The organism is Acidocella sp. (assembly GCF_052326845.1).
Taxonomy (GTDB): domain Bacteria; phylum Pseudomonadota; class Alphaproteobacteria; order Acetobacterales; family Acetobacteraceae; genus Acidocella.
In genome coordinates, this window is the sequence record NZ_JBKQJR010000022.1 from 1 (window position 1) to 18,919 (window position 18,919).

Annotated in this window: 15 protein-coding genes, 1 tRNA gene and 1 pseudogene; 9 read left to right on the forward strand and 8 right to left on the reverse strand. The window is 64.9% G+C overall.

Going from position 1 to position 18,919, the window contains the following annotated elements:
- Positions 1-5 precede the first annotated feature (5 nt).
- The 5 genes from polA (at position 6) to trpA (ending at position 7,039) form a co-directional block, all read left to right on the forward strand.
- Positions 6-2,708 (forward strand): DNA polymerase I, encoded by a 2,703-nt coding sequence (polA, locus tag ACLPJJ_RS01510; protein ID WP_443588991.1) that lies wholly within the window; start codon positions 6-8, stop codon positions 2,706-2,708.
- Between the two features lie 119 nt (positions 2,709-2,827).
- A complete protein-coding gene (locus ACLPJJ_RS01515; RefSeq protein ID WP_443588974.1) occupies positions 2,828-4,303 on the forward strand; it encodes an NADP-dependent isocitrate dehydrogenase in 1,476 nt (491 codons plus the stop codon).
- A gap of 101 nt (positions 4,304-4,404) precedes the next feature.
- Positions 4,405-4,956 (forward strand): HdeD family acid-resistance protein, encoded by a 552-nt coding sequence (locus ACLPJJ_RS01520; protein WP_443588976.1) that lies wholly within the window; start codon positions 4,405-4,407, stop codon positions 4,954-4,956.
- A 65-nt stretch (positions 4,957-5,021) separates the two neighbouring features.
- A complete protein-coding gene (gene trpB, locus ACLPJJ_RS01525) occupies positions 5,022-6,239 on the forward strand; it encodes a tryptophan synthase subunit beta (protein ID WP_443588977.1) in 1,218 nt (405 codons plus the stop codon).
- A complete protein-coding gene (gene trpA / locus ACLPJJ_RS01530; protein WP_443588978.1) occupies positions 6,236-7,039 on the forward strand; it encodes a tryptophan synthase subunit alpha in 804 nt (267 codons plus the stop codon). The genes trpB and trpA overlap by 4 nt, the downstream gene beginning before the upstream one ends.
- A 78-nt stretch (positions 7,040-7,117) precedes the next feature.
- Here the strand turns inward: trpA and ACLPJJ_RS01535 are convergent, their stop codons facing one another.
- Together ACLPJJ_RS01535 and cysQ are read right to left on the reverse strand one after the other, a co-directional pair.
- Complete coding sequence (locus tag ACLPJJ_RS01535; RefSeq protein WP_443588979.1) at positions 7,118-7,552, reverse strand: hypothetical protein; 435 nt, start codon at positions 7,550-7,552, stop codon at positions 7,118-7,120.
- A gap of 46 nt (positions 7,553-7,598) precedes the next feature.
- Complete coding sequence (gene cysQ, locus ACLPJJ_RS01540) at positions 7,599-8,354, reverse strand: 3'(2'),5'-bisphosphate nucleotidase CysQ (RefSeq protein WP_443588980.1); 756 nt, start codon at positions 8,352-8,354, stop codon at positions 7,599-7,601.
- 86 nt (positions 8,355-8,440) lie between these two features.
- Between cysQ and ACLPJJ_RS01545 the strand changes: the two are divergent.
- Positions 8,441-9,936, forward strand: a pseudogene (locus ACLPJJ_RS01545) (leucyl aminopeptidase).
- A 40-nt stretch (positions 9,937-9,976) separates the two neighbouring features.
- Here ACLPJJ_RS01545 and ACLPJJ_RS01550 read toward each other — a convergent pair.
- On the reverse strand, positions 9,977-10,210 hold the full coding sequence (locus ACLPJJ_RS01550) for a hypothetical protein (RefSeq protein WP_443588981.1): 234 nt from the start codon (positions 10,208-10,210) through the stop codon (positions 9,977-9,979).
- Between the two features lie 196 nt (positions 10,211-10,406).
- Between ACLPJJ_RS01550 and ACLPJJ_RS01555 the strand changes: the two genes are divergently transcribed.
- Complete coding sequence (locus ACLPJJ_RS01555; protein WP_443588982.1) at positions 10,407-11,048, forward strand: S24 family peptidase; 642 nt, start codon at positions 10,407-10,409, stop codon at positions 11,046-11,048.
- A 132-nt stretch (positions 11,049-11,180) separates the two neighbouring features.
- Positions 11,181-12,083, forward strand: a complete 903-nt coding sequence (locus ACLPJJ_RS01560) for a protoglobin domain-containing protein (RefSeq protein ID WP_443588983.1) — start codon at positions 11,181-11,183, stop codon at positions 12,081-12,083.
- Positions 12,084-12,133: 50 nt separating this feature from the next.
- Here the strand turns inward: ACLPJJ_RS01560 and ACLPJJ_RS01565 are convergent.
- A tRNA-Val gene (locus ACLPJJ_RS01565) sits at positions 12,134-12,208 on the reverse strand.
- Positions 12,209-12,321: 113 nt separating this feature from the next.
- On the opposite strand from ACLPJJ_RS01565, the gene ACLPJJ_RS01570 reads away from it, so the two are divergent.
- Positions 12,322-13,566 carry a chloride channel protein gene (locus tag ACLPJJ_RS01570; RefSeq protein ID WP_443588984.1) on the forward strand — a complete coding sequence of 415 codons (1,245 nt, stop codon included), beginning with the start codon at positions 12,322-12,324 and terminating at the stop codon, positions 13,564-13,566.
- On the opposite strand, the gene ACLPJJ_RS01575 is transcribed toward ACLPJJ_RS01570, so the two are convergent.
- The 4 genes from ACLPJJ_RS01575 to dnaE all read right to left on the reverse strand — a co-directional run.
- Positions 13,520-15,715 (reverse strand): prolyl oligopeptidase family serine peptidase, encoded by a 2,196-nt coding sequence (locus tag ACLPJJ_RS01575; RefSeq protein WP_443588986.1) that lies wholly within the window; start codon positions 15,713-15,715, stop codon positions 13,520-13,522. The genes ACLPJJ_RS01570 and ACLPJJ_RS01575 overlap by 47 nt on opposite strands.
- A 63-nt stretch (positions 15,716-15,778) precedes the next feature.
- Entirely contained in the window at positions 15,779-16,180 is a 402-nt protein-coding gene (locus ACLPJJ_RS01580; protein ID WP_443588988.1) for a hypothetical protein, read from the reverse strand.
- Between the two features lie 344 nt (positions 16,181-16,524).
- The gene (locus tag ACLPJJ_RS01585; protein ID WP_443588989.1) at positions 16,525-16,752 is read right to left on the reverse strand and encodes a hypothetical protein; all 228 of its coding nucleotides are present in this window, start codon (positions 16,750-16,752) and stop codon (positions 16,525-16,527) included.
- A 108-nt stretch (positions 16,753-16,860) separates the two neighbouring features.
- Positions 16,861-18,919: DNA polymerase III subunit alpha (dnaE, locus tag ACLPJJ_RS01590; protein ID WP_443588990.1), on the reverse strand; the 2,059-nt coding region annotated here is incomplete at its 5' end.

The window sequence follows — 18,919 nt, forward strand, 5'->3', positions numbered from 1 at the left end:
AGCCATTGAGGCTCGTCCTCGTCGACGGCTCGGGCTTCATCTTCCGGGCCTTCCACGCCCTTCCCGATATGACACGCGCCGACGGGGTGCATGTGAACGCCGTGTTCGGCTTCTGCAACATGCTGGCACGGCTGTTGAAGGAGCATACCGGCTCGCATATCGCCGTGGTGTTCGATGCCGGGCGGCATACATTCCGCAATCGGCTGTACGGTGAATACAAGGCCCACCGGCCTGAGCCGCCGCCGGAGCTGGTGCCGCAATTCGCGCTGATCCGCGAGGCGACGCGCGCCTTCGGCGTGCCCGCCATCGAGCTGCAGGACTGGGAGGCGGACGATTTGATCGCCGCCTATGCCAAGGCCGCCGTGGAGGCCGGGGGCGAGGCGGTGATCGTCTCCTCCGACAAGGACCTGATGCAGCTGCTCCGCCCCGGCGTGGAAATGCTCGACCCGATGAAGAACACCGCTATCGGCCTGGCCGAGGTGGAAGCCAAATTCGGCGTGCCGCCGGAGAAGGTGGTCGAGGTGCAGGCGCTGATCGGCGACTCGACGGATAATGTGCCGGGCGTGCCGGGCATTGGGCCCAAGGGTGCGGCGGCGCTGATCAGCGAATACGGCACGCTGGAGGCGGTGCTGGAGGCAGCACCCGCGATGAAGCCCAGCAAGCGGCGCGATGCGCTGATCGAACACGCGGACAAGGCGCGGATTTCCAAGGAGCTGGTGACGCTGCGCTACGACGCGCCCATGCCCACCCCGCTGGAGAGCTTCGCTGTAACAGCCTGGGACCCGGCGGTGCTGCGCGCGTTTCTATCAGAAAACAATTTCAAAAGCCTGCGCCACCGGCTGGGGCTGGAGGGCGAGGAGACCGAGGACGCACCGCCGCCCATCAGCGCCGCCCCATTCGGCCCCTATGCGGCCATCACCTCGCGCGAGGCGCTGGAAGCCGTCTGTGCCCAGGCGCGGGCGACCGGGCTGCTGGCGATTTCCGTCCAAACGGACAACCCAGCCTCGCTGCACGGCAACATCGTGGGGCTGGGCCTCGCCACGGCTTCGGGCGAGGCGGCGTATCTGCCGCTGGCCCATAACCTCACGCTGGATGACGCGCCGCAGATAACGCTGGCCGAAGCCATTTCGGTCCTGGCACCACTTCTCGCCGCCCCCGGCGTGCTGAAAATTTTCCACGACGCCAAGTACAGCCTGGAAGTTTTGCACCGCGCCGGGCTGGCCGAGATCTCGCCGCTCGACGATGTGATGCTGATCTCCTACGCCCAGGATGCGGGGAATTTCGCGCATGACGCAGCGACGCTGGCGCGCGTGCATCTGAACCACACGCTGAAGGATGCGGACTCCGTAACGGGCAGCGGACGCGGCCGGCTGGCCTTTGCCAACGCCCCGCTGGACAAGGCGGTGGCCTTTGCCGCAGAGGCCGCCGATGTTTCGCTCCGGCTCTGGCAAAACCTGAAGCCGATGCTGCGCGTGCATAAATCCCTGGCGCTGTACGAGCTGGTGGAGAAACGGCTGATCCCCGTGCTGGCCGACATGGAAGAGTACGGCGTGATGGTGGACCGCGACGACCTCGCCGCCATGTCCACCGAGTTCGAAGGCCGGATGGCCGAGATCGAAACGGATATCCACCGCCTCGCGGGGCAGAGCTTCAATGTCGGCAGCCCGAAGCAGCTCGGCGAGATCCTGTTCGAGACGATGAAGCTGCCAGGCGGCAAAAAAGGCAAGACCGGCGCCTGGGGCACGGACTCCTCGGTGCTGGAAACTCTGGCCGAACAGGGCATAGAGATCGCGCAGCGCGTGATGGACTGGCGCCAGCTAGCCAAGCTGAAGAGCACCTACGCGGATGCGCTGATCGGGCAAATCGACCCGCGCACGGGCCGGGTGCATACCAGCTTCCAGATGGCGGCGACCACCACCGGGCGGCTCTCCTCCACCGACCCGAACCTGCAGAACATACCCATAAGAACGCAGGAAGGTGCGCGCATCCGCAAGACCTTCATTGCAGCGCCGGGCTGCAGCCTGATCTCGGCCGACTACTCGCAGATCGAACTTCGCCTGCTAGCGCATGTGGCCAATATTCCAGCGCTGAAGGACAGCTTTGCGAAAGGCGAGGACATCCACGCCCGCACCGCCTCCGAGGTGTTCGGCGTGCCGATGGCGGGCATGGACTCCACAACCCGCCGCCGCGCGAAGGCGATCAATTTCGGCATCATCTACGGCATTTCCGCCTTCGGCCTGGCGCGGCAGCTCGGCATCTCGCCCGGCGAGGCGCGCGTGTATATCGACGCCTATTTCAAGCGCTATCCGGAAATCCGCTCCTACATGGACGAGACGAAGGAGCAGGCGCGTGCGCACGGCTTCGTGCTCACCCCTTTCGGGCGGCGCTGCTGGGTGCCCCGGATCAAGGACAAGATCCCGTCCTTACGCGCCTATGCCGAACGGCAGGCGATCAATGCGCCATTGCAGGGCGGTGGCGCGGACATCATCAAGCACGCCATGGTGAAGCTGCCGGCAGCCCTGCGCGAAGCCGGGCTGAGGACGCGGCTGATCTTGCAGGTGCATGACGAATTGCTGTTCGAGGCCCCAGACGAGGAAACCGAGGCCGCTGCCGCCCTGGCGCAAAAAGTGATGCAGGGGTCCGCCGAACTATCCGTTCCGCTGGTGGTGGAAACCGGCATCGGCAAGAACTGGGGCAAGGCCCATTAGCGCCCCTCACGGCCTTGAGGGGCGCTTAAAACCAATACCCGGTCTGCCTATGCCGTATATGCCGTGCCTCTGGAGCGGGGTATAAGGCCGACGCCATCAACAGAGCAGGATGTTACATCATGAACGCCAATGCCGCGACGAGCCCGAAGATCAAAGTCACAGCTTTGCCGGGGGACGGCATCGGCCCCGAAGTGATGGCCGCCACCATCCGCATCCTGGACGCCGCCGGCGCCCCCATCGACTGGGAATATGCCGAAGCCGGCGCTGAAGCCTTCAAGAAGGGTATCGTTACGGGTGTGCCGCGGGAGACGCTGGACAGCATCTCCCGCAACAAGCTGGCGCTGAAGAGCCCGCTGGAGACCCCGGTGGGCTTTGGCGGCAAGTCCGCCAACGTGACGATGCGCAAATATTTCGAGCTCTACGCCAATATCCGCCCCGTGCGTGAGCTCCCCGGCATCACCACCCCGTTCTCGGGGCGCGGGATCGACATGGTGATCGTGCGCGAGAACGTGGAGGACGTGTATGCCGGCATCGAGCATATGCAGACCACCACCGTCGCCCAGTGCCTCAAGCTGATGACCGCCCCGGGCTGCGAGCGCATCATCCGCGCCGCCTACGGCCTGGCCCAGGCGGAAGAGCGCAAGAAGGTGACGGTCGCCACCAAGGCGAACATCATGAAGCTCACCGAGGGCATGATGAAGCGCATGGGCGAGAAGGTCGCCCCGGAATTCCCGGACATCAAGCCTGAGCACATCATCATCGACAACTGCGCCCACCAGCTCGTCATCAAGCCGGAGGCGTTCGACGTCATCGTCACCTCCAACATGAACGGCGACATCATCTCCGACCTCGCGGCGGGTCTCGTCGGCGGCCTGGGCATCGCCCCCTCCTCCAACCTGGGCGACCATGCGGCGATGTTCGAGGCCGTGCATGGCTCCGCGCCGGACATCGCCGGCAAGGGCCTGGCCAACCCCACCGCGCTGCTCTCCGCCGCGATCATGCTGCTGCGCCATATCGCCGCCTTCGATGTGGCCGAGAAGGTGGAGCAGGCGCTGTTCATCACCCTGGCCGAGGGCAAGAACCTCACCGGCGACCTCGCCCCGCGCGGCCATGGCGTCGGCACCGCGGCCTTCACCGACCAGGTCATCGCCAATCTGGGCCGTTTCTCGGCGATGAAGTCCCGCACCTACAACAAGTTCGAGCTGAAGACCTGGCCGGAGCTGACCGCCCATACCGAGCCCACGACCCGCGAGCTGGTCGGCATCGACGTGTTCCTGGAGACCGATCTCGGTTCGGAAGAACTGGGCAAGACGCTGGAAGCCATCGCGCAGGACAGCCCCTTCACCCTGTCCGGCATCTCCAACCGCGGCGTGCAGGTCTATCCCCCCACGGGCGGCTTCACCTTCCTGGTGGACCACTTCGCCTGCCGCTTCATGTTCAAGAACCCGATCTCCCTGACCGACTCCACGAGCAGCGGCCAGCCGGAGATCAGCTATCTGGTGCAGCGCCTCGGCGCCAAGTTCACCTGGATGCATATCGAGAAGCTGCAGCGCTTCGACGGCAAGGATGCCTTCGAGCGTCCGCAGGGCGCCTAAAGCCAACAGCCCGGTTTGACGGGCATCAACGACAGCCTGCCTCACCTTACGTATTCAGGACCTGCTTAGGTCCTGAATACAAACAGAGAGGCACGCCGCTAATGAACACAGACACAAACAAGTCCATTTTTCATGGCCGGTTGCGGGGAGCCTCGAACGGGCTGTTCTGGGTTGGCTTGGCCCTGGCGGCGCTGGGTGTCGCCGCGATTTTGTTCCCCATTTTCTCCACCCTGGTGGCGGCGGTTCTTGTCGGCTGGGCGCTGCTGTTTTCCGGGATCGTCGCTTTTGTCTGCTGCTTCTCGATCCGCGGCACGGGGCCGTTTTTCGCCGCGCTGCTTTTCAGCCTGCTTTGCTTGGCCTCCGGGCTGTTCCTGCTGTTCAACCCGCTCGCCGGGGCGGTGGCGCTGACCCTGCTGCTGGGCGTGATCTTCGTGTTCCAGGGGGCGTTCGAGCTGTTCTTCGCCTTCGAGATGGAACCGCTGCCCGGCTGGGTGGGAATGTTGATCTCGGGCATTATCAGCATCTTGCTGGCCTGCCTGATCGCCATCGGCTGGCCGGCGATTTCGGCGATCGTACTCGGCGTTATCCTGGGCGTGAATTTTCTCAGCACCGGGATCAGCTACATGCTTGCCGCGCGGCTGTTCCGGGGTTGATTTTACCGGAGGCCGAGGGCAGCCCCGGCCTTTATCCCGCCGCATCCTTCAGCTAAAGCCGCACAATGAGCACGGTACCCCCCAACACATTGCGCAACGGCCCTGATCAGCGCGGCCGTTTCGGCGAATTCGGCGGACGGTTTGTCGCGGAAACGCTGATGCCGCTGATCCTGGAGCTGGAAGCCGCTTACGAGGCGGCGAAGGCCGACCCGTCCTTCCAGGCCGAGCTGGATTATTACCTGAAGCATTATGTGGGGCGGCCGAGCGCGCTGTGGCATGCCGAGCGCCTGACCCGCGAGCTGGGCGGCGCGAAAATCTATTTCAAGCGCGACGAGCTGAACCATACCGGCGCGCACAAGATCAACAATTGCCTGGGCCAGATCCTGCTGGCCAAGCGCATGGGCAAGACGCGCATCATCGCCGAGACCGGCGCCGGGCAGCATGGCGTGGCCACCGCGACCGTGTGCGCTTTGTTCGGTCTGCCCTGCACCGTGTACATGGGTGCCGTGGACGTGGAGCGGCAGAAGCCAAACGTGTTCCGCATGAAGCTGCTGGGCGCCGAGGTGGTGCCGGTCAGCTCCGGCGCCGCGACGCTGAAGGACGCGATGAACGACGCCATGCGCGACTGGGTCGCGAATGTGCGCGACACGTTCTACATCATCGGCACCGCCGCCGGGCCGCACCCCTACCCCGCCATGGTGCGGGACTTCCAGTGCGTGATCGGCGTTGAGGCCAAGGCGCAGATGCTGGAGGCCGAGGGCCGCCTGCCGGATGTGGCGGTGGCGGCGATCGGCGGCGGCTCCAACGCCATCGGCCTGTTCCACCCGTTCCTGGACGATGCCTCCGTGCGCCTGATCGGCGTGGAAGCCGCGGGCCATGGGCTGGATAGCAACGAACACGCGGCGAGCCTGAGCCGTGGCCGCCCCGGCGTGCTGCACGGCAACCGCACCTATCTGCTGCAGAACGATGACGGCCAGATCCTCGAAGCGCACTCGATTTCGGCGGGGCTCGATTACCCCGGGATCGGGCCGGAGCATTCCTGGCTGCACGATATCGGCCGCGTAGAATACGTGGCGGCGACGGATAAGGAAGCCCTGGCCGCCTTCCAGCTCTGCACCTGCACCGAGGGCATCATCCCCGCGCTGGAGCCGAGCCACGCGCTCGCGCATGTGAGCAAGATCGCGCCGCAAATGGGCAAGGATGAGATCATCCTGATGAATCTCTGCGGCCGTGGAGACAAGGATATTTTCGCCGTCGCGAAGCATCTGGGAGTCGAACTATGAGCCGCATCGCTGGCGTTTTTGCCGCGCTGAAAACCCAGGGCCGCGCGGCGCTGATCCCGTTTGTCGAGGCGTATGACCCGAACCGCGAAACCTCGCTGACGCTGCTGCGCGGCATGGCCGCGAACGGCGCAGATATCATCGAGATCGGCATGCCCTTCACCGACCCGATGGCGGACGGCCCGACCATCCAGGCCGCCGGGCGGCGCGGGCTGCTGGCAGGTGCCAGCCTGCACGGCGTGCTCGGGCTGGTCGAGGAATTCCGCCGCACCAACAACCACACCCCGCTGGTGATGATGGGCTACCTCAACCCCATCCTCTCCTATGGCGTGGAAAAATTCTGCGAAGACGCGGCGAAGGTCGGCGTGGACGGGCTGATCGTGGTCGATCTGCCCACCGAGGAGGCCGATCTGCTGCTGCCCGATGCGGCGAAGAACGCGCTGGACGTGATCCGGCTGGTCGCGCCGACGACGAGCGATGAGCGCCTGCCGCTGGTGCTCGCGGGGTCTTCGGGCTTTGTCTATTACGTCAGCATTACCGGGATCACCGGCACGCGCACGGCCTCGGCGGCTGATCTCGCGCGTGACATCCCGCGCATCCGCGCCGCGACGGACCTGCCCATCGCGGTGGGCTTTGGCGTGCGCACGCCGGAACAGGCGGCGGTGGTGGCGCAGCATGCGGACGCGGCGATTGTCGCCTCGGCTCTGATCGAAACGCTGTGCCGGGAAAACGTGGATGCCGTGCTGCGCGACGTGAAGGCGCTGTCGGACGGCGTACGCGGCGCGCGCCAGGAAGCGGCCTGAGCCATAGAAAAACACCGCCCCTGCCAAAAGGGCGGTGCCTGAAATCAGTGCATATTATTAATTACTAGCCGGAGGCGGTTAGCCGTGCTGCCACGGCTGCTGTCCGCCACTATTATGCCCCTGGCCGTCATTATGTTGCGGCGCGGGATGCTGCCCTTCACCCCCGCCCTGCGGTTGCTGGTGCCCCTGCCAGCCGCCGCTTTGCTGGCGCTGCGGTTGCTGATGGCCTTGCCAGCCACCACCCTGCGGCTGCTGGTGACCGCCGCCCTGCTGGTATCCGCCGCCTTGATGCCCCTGCCAGCCACCGCCGTGGTCATGGTCATCTTCGTGGTCATGGTCGTGCCAACCGCCGCCACCGCCGCCAATGTACACGCCGCCATAGGCGGGCTCCGGCGCGGTGTAATAGCCACCACCGCCATAATACCCGCCACTGCCATAATAACCCTCGCCGCCGTAAACACAGCCAGTGAGGGCCAAGCCGAGAACCAGGGGAGCGATAAGAAGCTTTGTCATCACAGGAATCATGCTCCGCCCGCACCAAGGCGGCAATGCGGCAGGATTAGCGCAATCCCCAGGCAAAGAAGTCCGGGTTCTCCCAGCCTGGCTTGCCATAGCGCAGGGGCGCGCCATCATGCGTGAGCACGCAGCCCCCCGCCGCCTCCAGCACCGCCTGCGGGGCCGCCGTGTCCCACTCCATGGTACGGCCCAGGCGGGGGTAGAAATCCGCAGCCCCTTCGGCCAGGCGCAGGAATTTCAGCGCCGAGCCTATATTGGTGAGCGAGGCGATCTTGTACCCGGCCAGGAACGCGGCAAGGCGCGGATCGTCGGCATAATGCCGGGAGGCCATCACCGTCAGCCCCTCGGGCGGAGCGCGGCGGGCGGCGATATGCTCCTCCACCCCGCCCCGGCGCCGCCAGGCGCCCTGGCCGACGATGCCGAAATGCACCTCAGCCAAGGCCGGTGAGGCAACCGCGCCCAGCACCGGCGCGCCATGCTCGATGAGCCCGATATTCACCGCGAATTCATCGCGCCCGGCGGCGAATTCCCGCGTGCCGTCCAGCGGGTCCACCAGCCAGTAGCGGGCAGATGGCGCGGTGATACGACCCGCCGCCACCTCTTCCTCGGCAATCACCGGAATCTCAGGTGCTGCGGCACGCAGCCCGGCCACGATCAGCGCCTCGGCGCGCATATCCGCCACGGTCACCGGCGTCGCGTCGGCCTTGGCATCCACGGCGAAACCCGCCGCCCGCACCGCCGTGATCACGGCAGCCGCCTCTTCCACCAGCCGCACGGCCAGGTTCAACAATTCCCGCATAGCTCCCCTGTAGCCCCGCCCCCGGCTCTGGCCAAGCCACGCCGGTTTGTTATGGTTGTGACCAGACGATGACAGAGGAACACGCAATGTTGGAAATCTCTTTCGCGAAGCCCGAACTGCCGAAATCCGGTGTTTTGGTGCTGCCCTTGGCCGAGGACGCTGCCCCTGCTGGCCATGCCGCAGCACTGGACAAGGCGCTCGACGGCGGGCTGACCCGCGCGCTGGAAGCAGCGGAGTTCAAGGGCAAGAAGGGCAACCAAGCCAACCTGCTGGCGCCGAAGGGCTTCAAGCGGGTGCTGGTGCTGGGCACCGGCAAGGCGGATGCCCCGCGCGGCGCGGAAGAGCTGGGCGGAGCCATCGCCGCCGCGTTACCGCGCGAGAGCGAAGCCGCCGTGCTGGCCGAGGCGTTCTCGCCCGAGCAGGCGGCCGCCATCGGCTTCGGCGCCCGGCTGCGCGCCTACCGGTTCGACAAATACCGCACCACGCAGAAGGACGATGAGAAGCAGAAGCTGCGCCACCTCACCATCCTCACGCCTGAGCCGCGCAAGGCCGAGGCCGCCTACGAGCAACTCGAGGCCCTGGCGCATGGCGTGGAATTCACCCGCGACCTGGTAACCGAGCCCGCCAACACGCTCTACCCGGCGGAATTCGCCGAGCGCACGGAGGAGTTGAAGAAGCTGGGGCTGAAAGTCGAGGTGTTCGACGAGGACGACCTGAAGAAGCTCGGCTTCGGCTCGCTGCTCGCCGTGGCCCAGGGCAGCGCCCGCCCGGCGCGCATGGTGGTGCTGCATTGGCTTGGCGCCTCGGGCCATGACGACGGCAAGAAGCAGAAAAAGCCGAAAGACCCTATCGTCTTCGTCGGCAAGGGCGTGACCTTCGACACGGGCGGCATCTCGATCAAGCCCGCCGCGGGCATGGAGGACATGAAGTGGGACATGGCCGGCGCCGGTACTGTGGTGGGGCTGATGGCCGCACTGGCCGGGCGCAAGGCGAAGGTGGATGCCGTCGGGCTGGTCGGGCTGGTGGAGAACATGCCGTCGGGCACCGCCACCCGCCCGGGCGACGTGGTGAAGAGCTATTCCGGCCAGACCATCGAGATCCTGAACACCGACGCTGAAGGCCGCCTCGTGCTGGCGGATGTGCTGTATTACGCGCAGTCCCGCTTCGCGCCGAAGCTGATGGTCGACCTGGCCACCCTGACCGGCGCCATCATCGTCGGGCTCGGGCATGAATATGCCGGTCTGTTCAGCAATGACGGCGAGCTGACCGCCAAGCTGACTGCGGCGGGCGAGACGGTGGGAGAAAAACTCTGGCGTATGCCGCTGGTGGCGCTTGGCGAGAGCTACGACAAGGAGCTGAACTCCCCCATCGCCGATGTGAAGAATATCGGTGGCGGGCGGGCCGGCGGCTCCATCACCGCCGCTCAGTTCCTGCAACGCTTCGTCAACGGCAAGCCCAGGCGCATCTGGACATCGCCGGCACGGCCTGGGCTTCCAAGGACTCCGCCATCACGCCGAAAGGCGCCACCGGGTTCGGGGTACGGCTGCTGGACCGCTTCGTGCAGGACAATTACGAGGCCTGAACCTCACTTTGGGCAGGCTGGACAGGCCTGCCCGCTACTCTCACGCCAACGGCACCAGGGCGATCCGCCGCCCCTCTCCGGTTACGCTGACAATCCGCCCGCCCTCGGTGCCGCTCAGCATCACCATATCCCCCTCGCACAACAGATCCGCCGCATCGGCGAAATATCCGGCCTCGGCGGCGCGGCTGAAATTGTCGTTCCCCGCCTTATAGTGCCACAGCGTGAAACCGTTGGCATAGGCGAGGACCGAGAGGTTGCGGAGCGAGAAAGCCATGGAGTTTTTCCTTTTTTGAAAAACCTAAGGCTGCAGACACTCAGAGGCTTATATTCCTAGAGCTGGAACATAACAAGAACCTTCTGCTTCGTTAACGCGTTTATATCCCAAAAATTCGGACAAAATTCCTATTTCGCCTTGGCCACCTTATCAAAACCGGATAAGATTTTGAGATTACAGTATTGGCGGCATGGGCATGCGGCACGACGACATCTGGCGCGCGATCGACACGCTGGCGGCGGAGCATGGGCTTTCCCCCTCCGGCCTGGCGCGCAAGGCCGGGCTGGATCCGACCAGCTTCAACATGTCCAAGCGCCGCACGGCCGATGGCAAGCTGCGCTGGCCCTCCACCGAGAGCCTGGCGAAAATTCTTGCCGCCACCGGCGCGGGGATGGAAGAGTTCACCGCCCTGGTCACCGGCGCGCGCGCCATGCCGGAAAGCCGCAAAGGCCGCACCAAGATCCCGCTGATCGGCATGGCCCAGGCCGGGGCAGAAGGCTATTTCGACGATGGCGGCTACCCCGCCGGGGCGGGATGGGACGAGGTGGAAATGCCCGCCACAGCGGATGCGAACGCCTACGCCCTGACCATCAGCGGCGACTCCATGGAACCGGTGTACCGGGAGGGCGATACCATCGTCGTCTCCCCTGCCGCACCGGTGCGCGTGGGCGACCGCGTGGTGGCCCGCACCACCGAGGGCGCGGTAATGGCCAAGCAGCTTGTCCGCCGCACGGCCTCGCGCATCGAACTGGCGAGCCTGAACCCGGCCTATCCGGACCTGCGCTTCGCGGCGGGAGACATCCTCTGGATGCACCGCATCATCTGGGCCAGCCAATAGCGAGGACTCGGGCCTACCAATCCTCCCGAATATAATCATTGCCTATTCGCAAAAAAATAAACCACACCAACGAATGCTTGGTGAAATTTTTTTGTCAGACGGTGAAGCAATTGGTTCTTAGAGGAGTTCCACGTGCACGACATTCACATGAACGACGTGCTGGAAAGATTGGTCACCAAAACGCCCAATATCGCGGGAGCCGCCGTCATCCATGAGGATGGCCAGGTCATTGCCTGCCGCCTGCCTCCAAACTTCAACGAGTCGCGGATCAGCGCCACGGTGGCAGCGATCCTGCCATGCGGCATGGATCTCGCCGCCGCGCTGAAATGCGGCAGGCTGGACCAGCTTATGTTCATCGGCGAAATCGGCCAGGTGCTGCTCCGCGGTACCGGGCCGCAGGTTGTGCTCTGCACGTTGGCCGGCCCGGCGGTGCACCTGGAAACACTGCTCATGGCCACCGGCCATGCAGCCGCCAGCATCACCCGCCTGCTGCCGTATATGTCCACCGCCGCGCCGCCCCCCGCGGCACGCAGCTCCGAGACGCCGTATAAAGCCATCGGCTTCACCGAGGCCGACCAGATTCTCGTCACCCGCATCTGGCCCTATATCCGCCACGCCCTGCCGGGCCTGACCGAGCGGCTCTACCAGATGCTGGAGGCAGATCCGCAAATGGCGGCACTCATCGCCGGACGTGTGGAGACCCTGAAGCGGACACAGCTGATCTGGCTGGAGAGCCTGTTCGCCGGCGATTACGGGCCGAACTTCATCCGCCGGCAGGAGAACATCGGTAAAGCGCATCTTCGCGCCGGGGTCCGTCCCGTGTTCTTCGCCACCAGCATGGCCTTCCTGCGCTCGGCATTTCCGCCGGCTTTACGCGCCTGTGTGCCGGACACGCAAACCGCCGAGGCCGCGGCCGCGGCCGCGCTCCGGCTGCTCACCTTTTGCCAGCAGATTATCGACGGCAATTACGGACAGGCGCTCACCCATCTGGATGAAGCCGTGCCAGGAACCGACGGGCACGGCTTCCAGGGCTGACCCCGAGCCATGTCATACACGCCAATAAGTGTCTGATTTATTTGTGGATATGGTGGGCGCTACAGGGATTGAACCTGTGACCCCCACCATGTCAAGGTGATGCTCTACCGCTGAGCTAAGCGCCCATATCCACGCGGGCTTACTAGCGGCGTTGGAGCAAAGAGGCAAGAGCTTGGCTGACAAAGAAAAGAGATGGCGCCGCCGTTTGTGGCGAATTTGGCGGTTATGGGCGCGCCGGTTGGCGTTCTGGGTCGGCGCGCTGGTGGTGGGCGGCGTCAGCATCGTCTTCGCCCAGCTGGCGGATTGGGCGCAGGCAACATTCCTTGCCGCGGGGCACGCCTTCTGGGCGGTGCCGCTGCTACTCACCCCGGCGGGGTTCGTGTTCTGCACCTGGGCGGCACGCGAATTCTTCCCCGGCGCCCAGGGCAGCGGCATCCCGCAGGCCATCGCGGCCCGCCAGATGCCACGCGGCATGGCGCTCAAACGGCTGCTGTCCCTGAAAATCTGCTTCGGCAAGATCGCCCTCACCGTGGTCGGACTGCTCACCGGCGCCTCGGTCGGGCGCGAGGGCCCCACCGTGCAGATCGGCGCGGCGCTGATGCTGCAGGTGTCGCGAATCGAGTCCCTGGCCAATGAGGGCGGGCTGATCCTGGCGGGCTCCGCCGCCGGAATTGCCGCCGCGTTCAACGCGCCGCTCGCGGGCGTGGTCTTCGCTATCGAGGAAATGAGCCGTTCCTTCGAATTCCGCACCAACGGGCTGGTGCTGACCACCGTTATCATCGCGGGCCTGGTCTCGCTGGGGCTAACCGGCAACTACACCTATTTCGGCATCACCCATGCCACCGTCGTCCGTCCATGGGACTGGGGACTCACCGTGGCCTGCGGCACGCTGGGCGGGCTGGCGGGCGGAGGCTTCTCACGGCTGATGCTGGAGGGCAGCCGGTTTGCCCGTGCCTGGGTCGCCGCCGATGATGCCAAGCGGCGCTTCGCCTTTCCTCTTGCCTGCGGAATCGTGGTGGCGCTGCTGGGGCTGGCCACGCATGGCGCCACCTTCGGCACTGGCTACGCCCAGGCCCGCGCCGCGGTGGAAGGCCACGCCCCCGGCTGGGATTTCTGGCTGGCCAAGTTCGCGGCCACGCTGGTCACCGCCATTTCCGGCCTGCCGGGCGGCATCTTCGCGCCGTCACTGGCCGTGGGTGCGGGGCTCGGCGCCTGGATGGCCGGGGCCAGCGGCGCCAGCCTGGGCGCCGTGCTCGGCATGGCCGGGTATTTCGCCGGAGTGGTACAGGCGCCAATGACCGCCTTCGTCATCATCCTGGAGATGACCGGCAACGACGCCAACGTCATCCCGCTGATGCTGGCTTCCATGCTCGGGTTTGCCGCCTCCAAGCTGGTGGCGCGCGAGCCGCTGTATCACGCCCTGTCGCGTGACTTCATCAAACCCTTGGCTGGTAGCGCGAATCCCCCGTCCGCCACAGAATAAAAGCCATGATGTCCGCGGTTTCCTGATCGCGCTGGTCGCGGGTGGAGCCGATTCCGTGCCCGGCATCGGCCTCCACCCGCAGCAGCACCGGATTGCCCGAGGCCGTGGCCGCCTGCAGCCGCGCCGCCATTTTCGACGGTTCCCAGGGGGATACGCGCGGGTCGTTCAGCCCGGTGGTAAGCAGCACGGAGGGGTATTTCACCCCCTCATGCACATGCTGGCAGGCATCCATCGCCAGCAGGTCGTGGAAGCCCTGCTCGGTCTTCACGGTGCCGAACTCGGGAATGTTCGGCGGGCCATTGGGCGAGAACTCGCTGCGCAGCGCGTCGGACACGCCAACCATGTCGATTGCCACCGCCACCAGATCTGGCCGCTCGGTAAGCAGCCGCCCCACGGTAATGCCACCGGCCGACCCGCCGATGACAGCGGCGCGGCGATGCGTGGTGTAGCCGGCCTGGATGAGATGCAGCATGCAATCCTCGGCATCCTGCCAGGTGTGGTATTTCTGCGCCTTCTGCCCGGCCAGGTGCCAGTCCTCGCCCAACTCGCCGCCGCCGCGCACATGCGCCACGGCGAACACCCCGCCCGCATCGAGAAACGGCAGCCAGCGCGCCATGAATACCGGGTCGAGCGTGATGCCGTAGGCGCCATAGGCCTCCAGCAGCAGCGGCGCGGAGCCGTCCCGCTTCAGCCCGTTGCGATAGACGATGGAGAGCGGCACGCCCACCCCATCGCGCGCGGTGGTGAACACCTCCTCCGAGGCATAGGGCGTAACATCGATCGGCGGCAGAGGCGCGATATCCGTCTGCGTTACCGTGCCATCCGGGGCGGCGCGGCAAATGGTTTGGGGCCGCACCCAGGACTCCAGGCCGAACCACGCGCCGTCATGCAGCGTGTCGGCGTAGAACGAATCCTCGTCGATGGCGCCGGGAAACGGCAGCTCCACTTGCGTGATCTTGCCATCCGGCCCTAGGCGGCGCAGCCCCGCCAGCCCGGCATCGAGCTCGCGGATATACAGCCCGTCTTGCGCTGCCTCAATGGCGCGGATCACCGCCTTGCTCTGCGGCACAACCTCCACCGCATTGGCGACCTGCGGCTTGTCCGCTGTAACTTTCAGAACCTTGTAGTGCGAGGCATGCTTGTGCGTGAGCAGGAAGATCTCCTCCCCGCTCACGGTGAAGCTGGTCACGTCATCCGCTGGATCGCAGATCTTGGCCCAGGCCGGATGCCCGGCGAGCACATCGGCCAGAGGCGCTGCGTAGAGCGTCAACTCATTCTGCACGCCGGTTTCCAGCACGCCGATGGCCACCGGCGACCCGGGTGTTGCGGCGATCCCCGGTGCGTCGATATCCTGCACCGCCACCGCCGCATCCACGCCATGGCCAAAGAGTTTCACATCCTGGGCCGGGTCGGTATTCAACCGGTGCAGCCAACACAGGCTGTTCTTCTCGTAATCCAGGCTGTCGGGCGGCAAATCCTGCAGCCGGTTGTAACAGAACCCCGAGCCATCCGGCAGCCAGCTCGGGCTGGCCCAGTTGGTGCGGTCGATCGTCTCGGGCAGGACAGTGTTCTTCGCCACGTCCAGCACGCGCAGCACCGAGCGTTCCGATCCGCCGCCGGAAATACCGAAAACGACGTAAGCGCCATCCGGCGAAGCCTGCCACCAGTCCAGCTCGGCATGCTCGCCGGGTTTGGCGTAGTTGTCCGGGTCAATGAGCAGCGTATCCGCACCCGCCACGCCGTCACGCATGAACAGCTTCGAGGTATTCGCCCCGGCTGGGCGGCGCTCGATGAACACTGCCTCCCCGCCCGTCTGCACGCTTATCACCATGGCAACGGCGCCGGTGTTCTTGCTGATCGCGCCGGCGAGGGCGTCGCGCCCCGGAATTGCCGCCAGCACCTTGGCGGCGTACTCCCCCTGGGCGCGTATATAGGCCTGCCATTCCGGCCCTTGCGCCTCCATCCAGCGATAGCGGTCGGTGACCTCATGCCCCCACAGCGTCTCCGTCACCGGCAGCATCGGAGCCACCGGCGGGCCGCTGCCGGGCACGAAATTCACCGGCTGCACGTAAGCCTCGGCCCGCGCGGCGGCGGCCAAAGCGAGGCTGGCGGTGGAGGCGAGAAACGTTCGACGTGTGAAATGCGGCATATCACCTCCTGGCGGAGGGGATATCAGCGCGCGCGGCGCGATGCCGTCAAGGCAGGCAAACGATCAGCGCGGATTCGTCGGCCCCTTCGGCAGTTCGATCTTGTACAGCTGCAGATAATCATTACGCGAGACCAGAAACTGGCTGGAGGACGGGCACGCAGCCGCGCCCTGCGCCGTGGCGCCGCCGTTCCATGCCAGCATCACTCCATCCGGCCGGACCGCCATGGTGGTAAGCACCCCGCCCGGTTTCAGCATCACGGATTCATCCAGCGCGCAGACGGCACCTGGCTTAGCCCAAGGATCGGTAACAAGCCGCGCCTGCACCGCAGACTCCACCGCCCCAGGCGGAACCACCGCCGGAGACAGATTCAACATGTCCCCGACTTGCGCGTCAGCCCCTGGTTGCGGCAGCGCGCTATTGATCCCGTGCAGCACCAGAAAAACCGCCACGCCGGAGTAGACCATCCGCACACCTGCCCGAAAATTGCTATGAAATTCCTCAGCTTTTCTTTGCGGCGCGATGGCCTTGACCACCGGCTTTCCCTGCCGCCGCCGAGGTGGCTTATTACTATATTTTAACATATTAACCTCGCCACAAAAAATGGCCGCGTTTAGAGCAACATGCGTTGAGCTTGAACCGGCCTGGTCAAGCTAAACGCATGAAATTGCACGCTCAGACTTAAAGCTAGAGCATTCAGCTAAAAGCTGAATGCTCTAGACGGATACTCACAATGCCTGGAGAGGGTTTGCTACGCCCCGCCACAAAGTCTGCGTTCCGGCACCGGCAGCGCCGTGCTGTTTATCAATCCTTATGGCTGCGGCACATATTCTCTGAAAACAATATGACCATGCAGCTGCCCTGCTTGGCCAGCACCCGCATCATGCGGCAGCGTGGCGCCAATCGCGTACAGTAGTACAAAAACTACCGCGACGGCGCCGAACAGCCTCAGACGCGTCGGCAAATGGCGGTGAAATTCATTGGTTTTTTCTTGCTGCACAATGGCCTTGGCCACCGGCGTATTGATATATTGTGACATGCGAACCTCGTCATAAAAGACGAAGCATACTTAGACGGAAGCGCATAAAGCCAGGAGACGATTTTCGGCATTCCGGCATAAAGCCAACGTAAATCCTAAGCTTCTTTGTTATACATCCTCAACCAGTTCCACGCCCGGCACGAGTTTCATCGCCTGCGCCAGTCTTGGCGAGACATTGTAACCCCCGGGCAGCCAGATATCGAGGCTGCGCTCCACCCCGGTCTTGGGCACCAGCACCACGCGGCCCTTGCCCCTGCCCTCGCGCTCCAGCAGCGACTTGATATGCGGCAGCGCCTCGGTGCGGTCGAGCCAGATCTTCATCCCCGCCCCCGCATCAGCGGCCGCCGCGTCGAGCAGGCTGACATCGGAGGCGGTGATGCGCAGGGCCTCGCCCTCCATCTTCACGTCAGCGGTCACCAGAAGGGCAACGCCGTCTTCCAGAATCTCGCGGCTGCGGTTGAGGACTTCCGAAAACAGCGTGACCTCGAAACTGCCCTGCATGTCCGAGAGTGTCGCCCACATCATGCGGCTGCCGGTGCGGGTGATGCGCTCCTTCTTCGCCCCCAGCGTGCCGGCGAGCTTGATCCGGCACGCGCCGGCTTCCGCCCGGCGCTGGATCGCCCCGGAGGGCACGACATCGAGCCGCTTGAGCGCCTGGGCGTACATGTCCAGCGGATGCGCGGAAACGTGGAAACCGATCGCCTCCGCCTCGTTCGCCAGACGCTCCAGCTCCGGCCAGTCGGGGATGTCCGGCAGGCGAATTTTCTCTGGCTCGCCACCGCCGAACAAGCCGATCTGCCCGGAGCTGCGCTCCTCCGCCCCGGCCTGCGCGGTACGCATGACCGTCTCCGCCGCAGTAAAGATCTTTGCCCGATTTTTCTCCAGCGTATCGAACGCCCCGGCCTTGGCCAGGATTTCGATCTGCGCACGGGTCAGCGACTTGGCATCGATACGCGCGGCAAAATCAGAAATATCCTTGAACGGCTTGCCGCCGCGTGCCTTTGCCAGTTCCTCCATCGCGCCGACACCCACGCGCTTGATCGCGCCGAGCGCGTAACGGATGCCGTAGCCGCCATCCTCCAGCGGCTCTGGCTGGAAGTCCGCGCCGGATTTATTCACGTCCGGTGGCAGTACCTTGATGCCCGAGCGCATCGCATCGCCGCGCAGAATCGCCAACTTGTCGGTATTGGTGATGGAGAGCGACATGCACGCCGCGAGCAACGCCACCGTATGGTTCGCGCGCAGGTAAGCGGTTTGGTACGAGACCAGCGCGTAGGCGGCGGCGTGTGATTTGTTGAAGCCGTAATCGGCGAATTTCGCCATAAGATCGAAGATCTCGTTAGCCTTCGCCTCGGTGAAACCCTGCTTCTCGGCACCCTCGCAGAAGATCTTGCGCTGCGCGTCCATCTCGGCGCGGATCTTCTTGCCCATGGCGCGGCGGAGCAAATCCGCCCCGGCGAGCGTGTAGCCCGCCATCACCTGGGCGATCTGCATCACCTGCTCCTGGTACACGATGATGCCGTAAGTCTCAGCCAGGATGTGGTGAATCGCCGGGTCCGGCGCTTCCCACGGGTCGCCGCGCTTGCGGGCGCAGTAATCGGGGATGTTCGCCATCGGGCCGGGACGGTTGAGCGCCTGGATGGCGACGAGGTCCTCGAACCTGTCCGGGCGCATCTGCTGAAGTGATGCGCGGTAGCCAGCCGTTTCGAATGTAAACACACCGGCCGTGTCACCGCGGCCGATCATCTCGTAAGTCTTCTTGTCGTCCAGCGGGATCTTGGAAATATCCAGCTCGATCCCCTGCTGGCGCAGGAATTTCAGCGCGCGGTCGATGATGGTGAGCGTGGTGAGGCCCAGGAAGTCGAACTTCACCAGCCCCGCCTGCTCCACGTACTTCATCGAGTACTGCGTGACGAGCAGATCCGAGCGTGGATCTTTATAGAGCGGCACCAGTTCGACAAGTGGCCGGTCGCCGATCACTACGCCCGCCGCGTGCGTCGAGGCATGGCGGTACAGCCCCTCGATCTGCATCGCGATTTCCATAAGCCGCCCCAGGCCCTCATCGGAATCGCGCAGTTCGCGCAGCTTGATCTCGCCGTCTATGGCTTCCTTCAGCGTCACCGGCTTGGCGGGGTTGTTGGGGATCAGCTCCGCAACCTTGTTCACC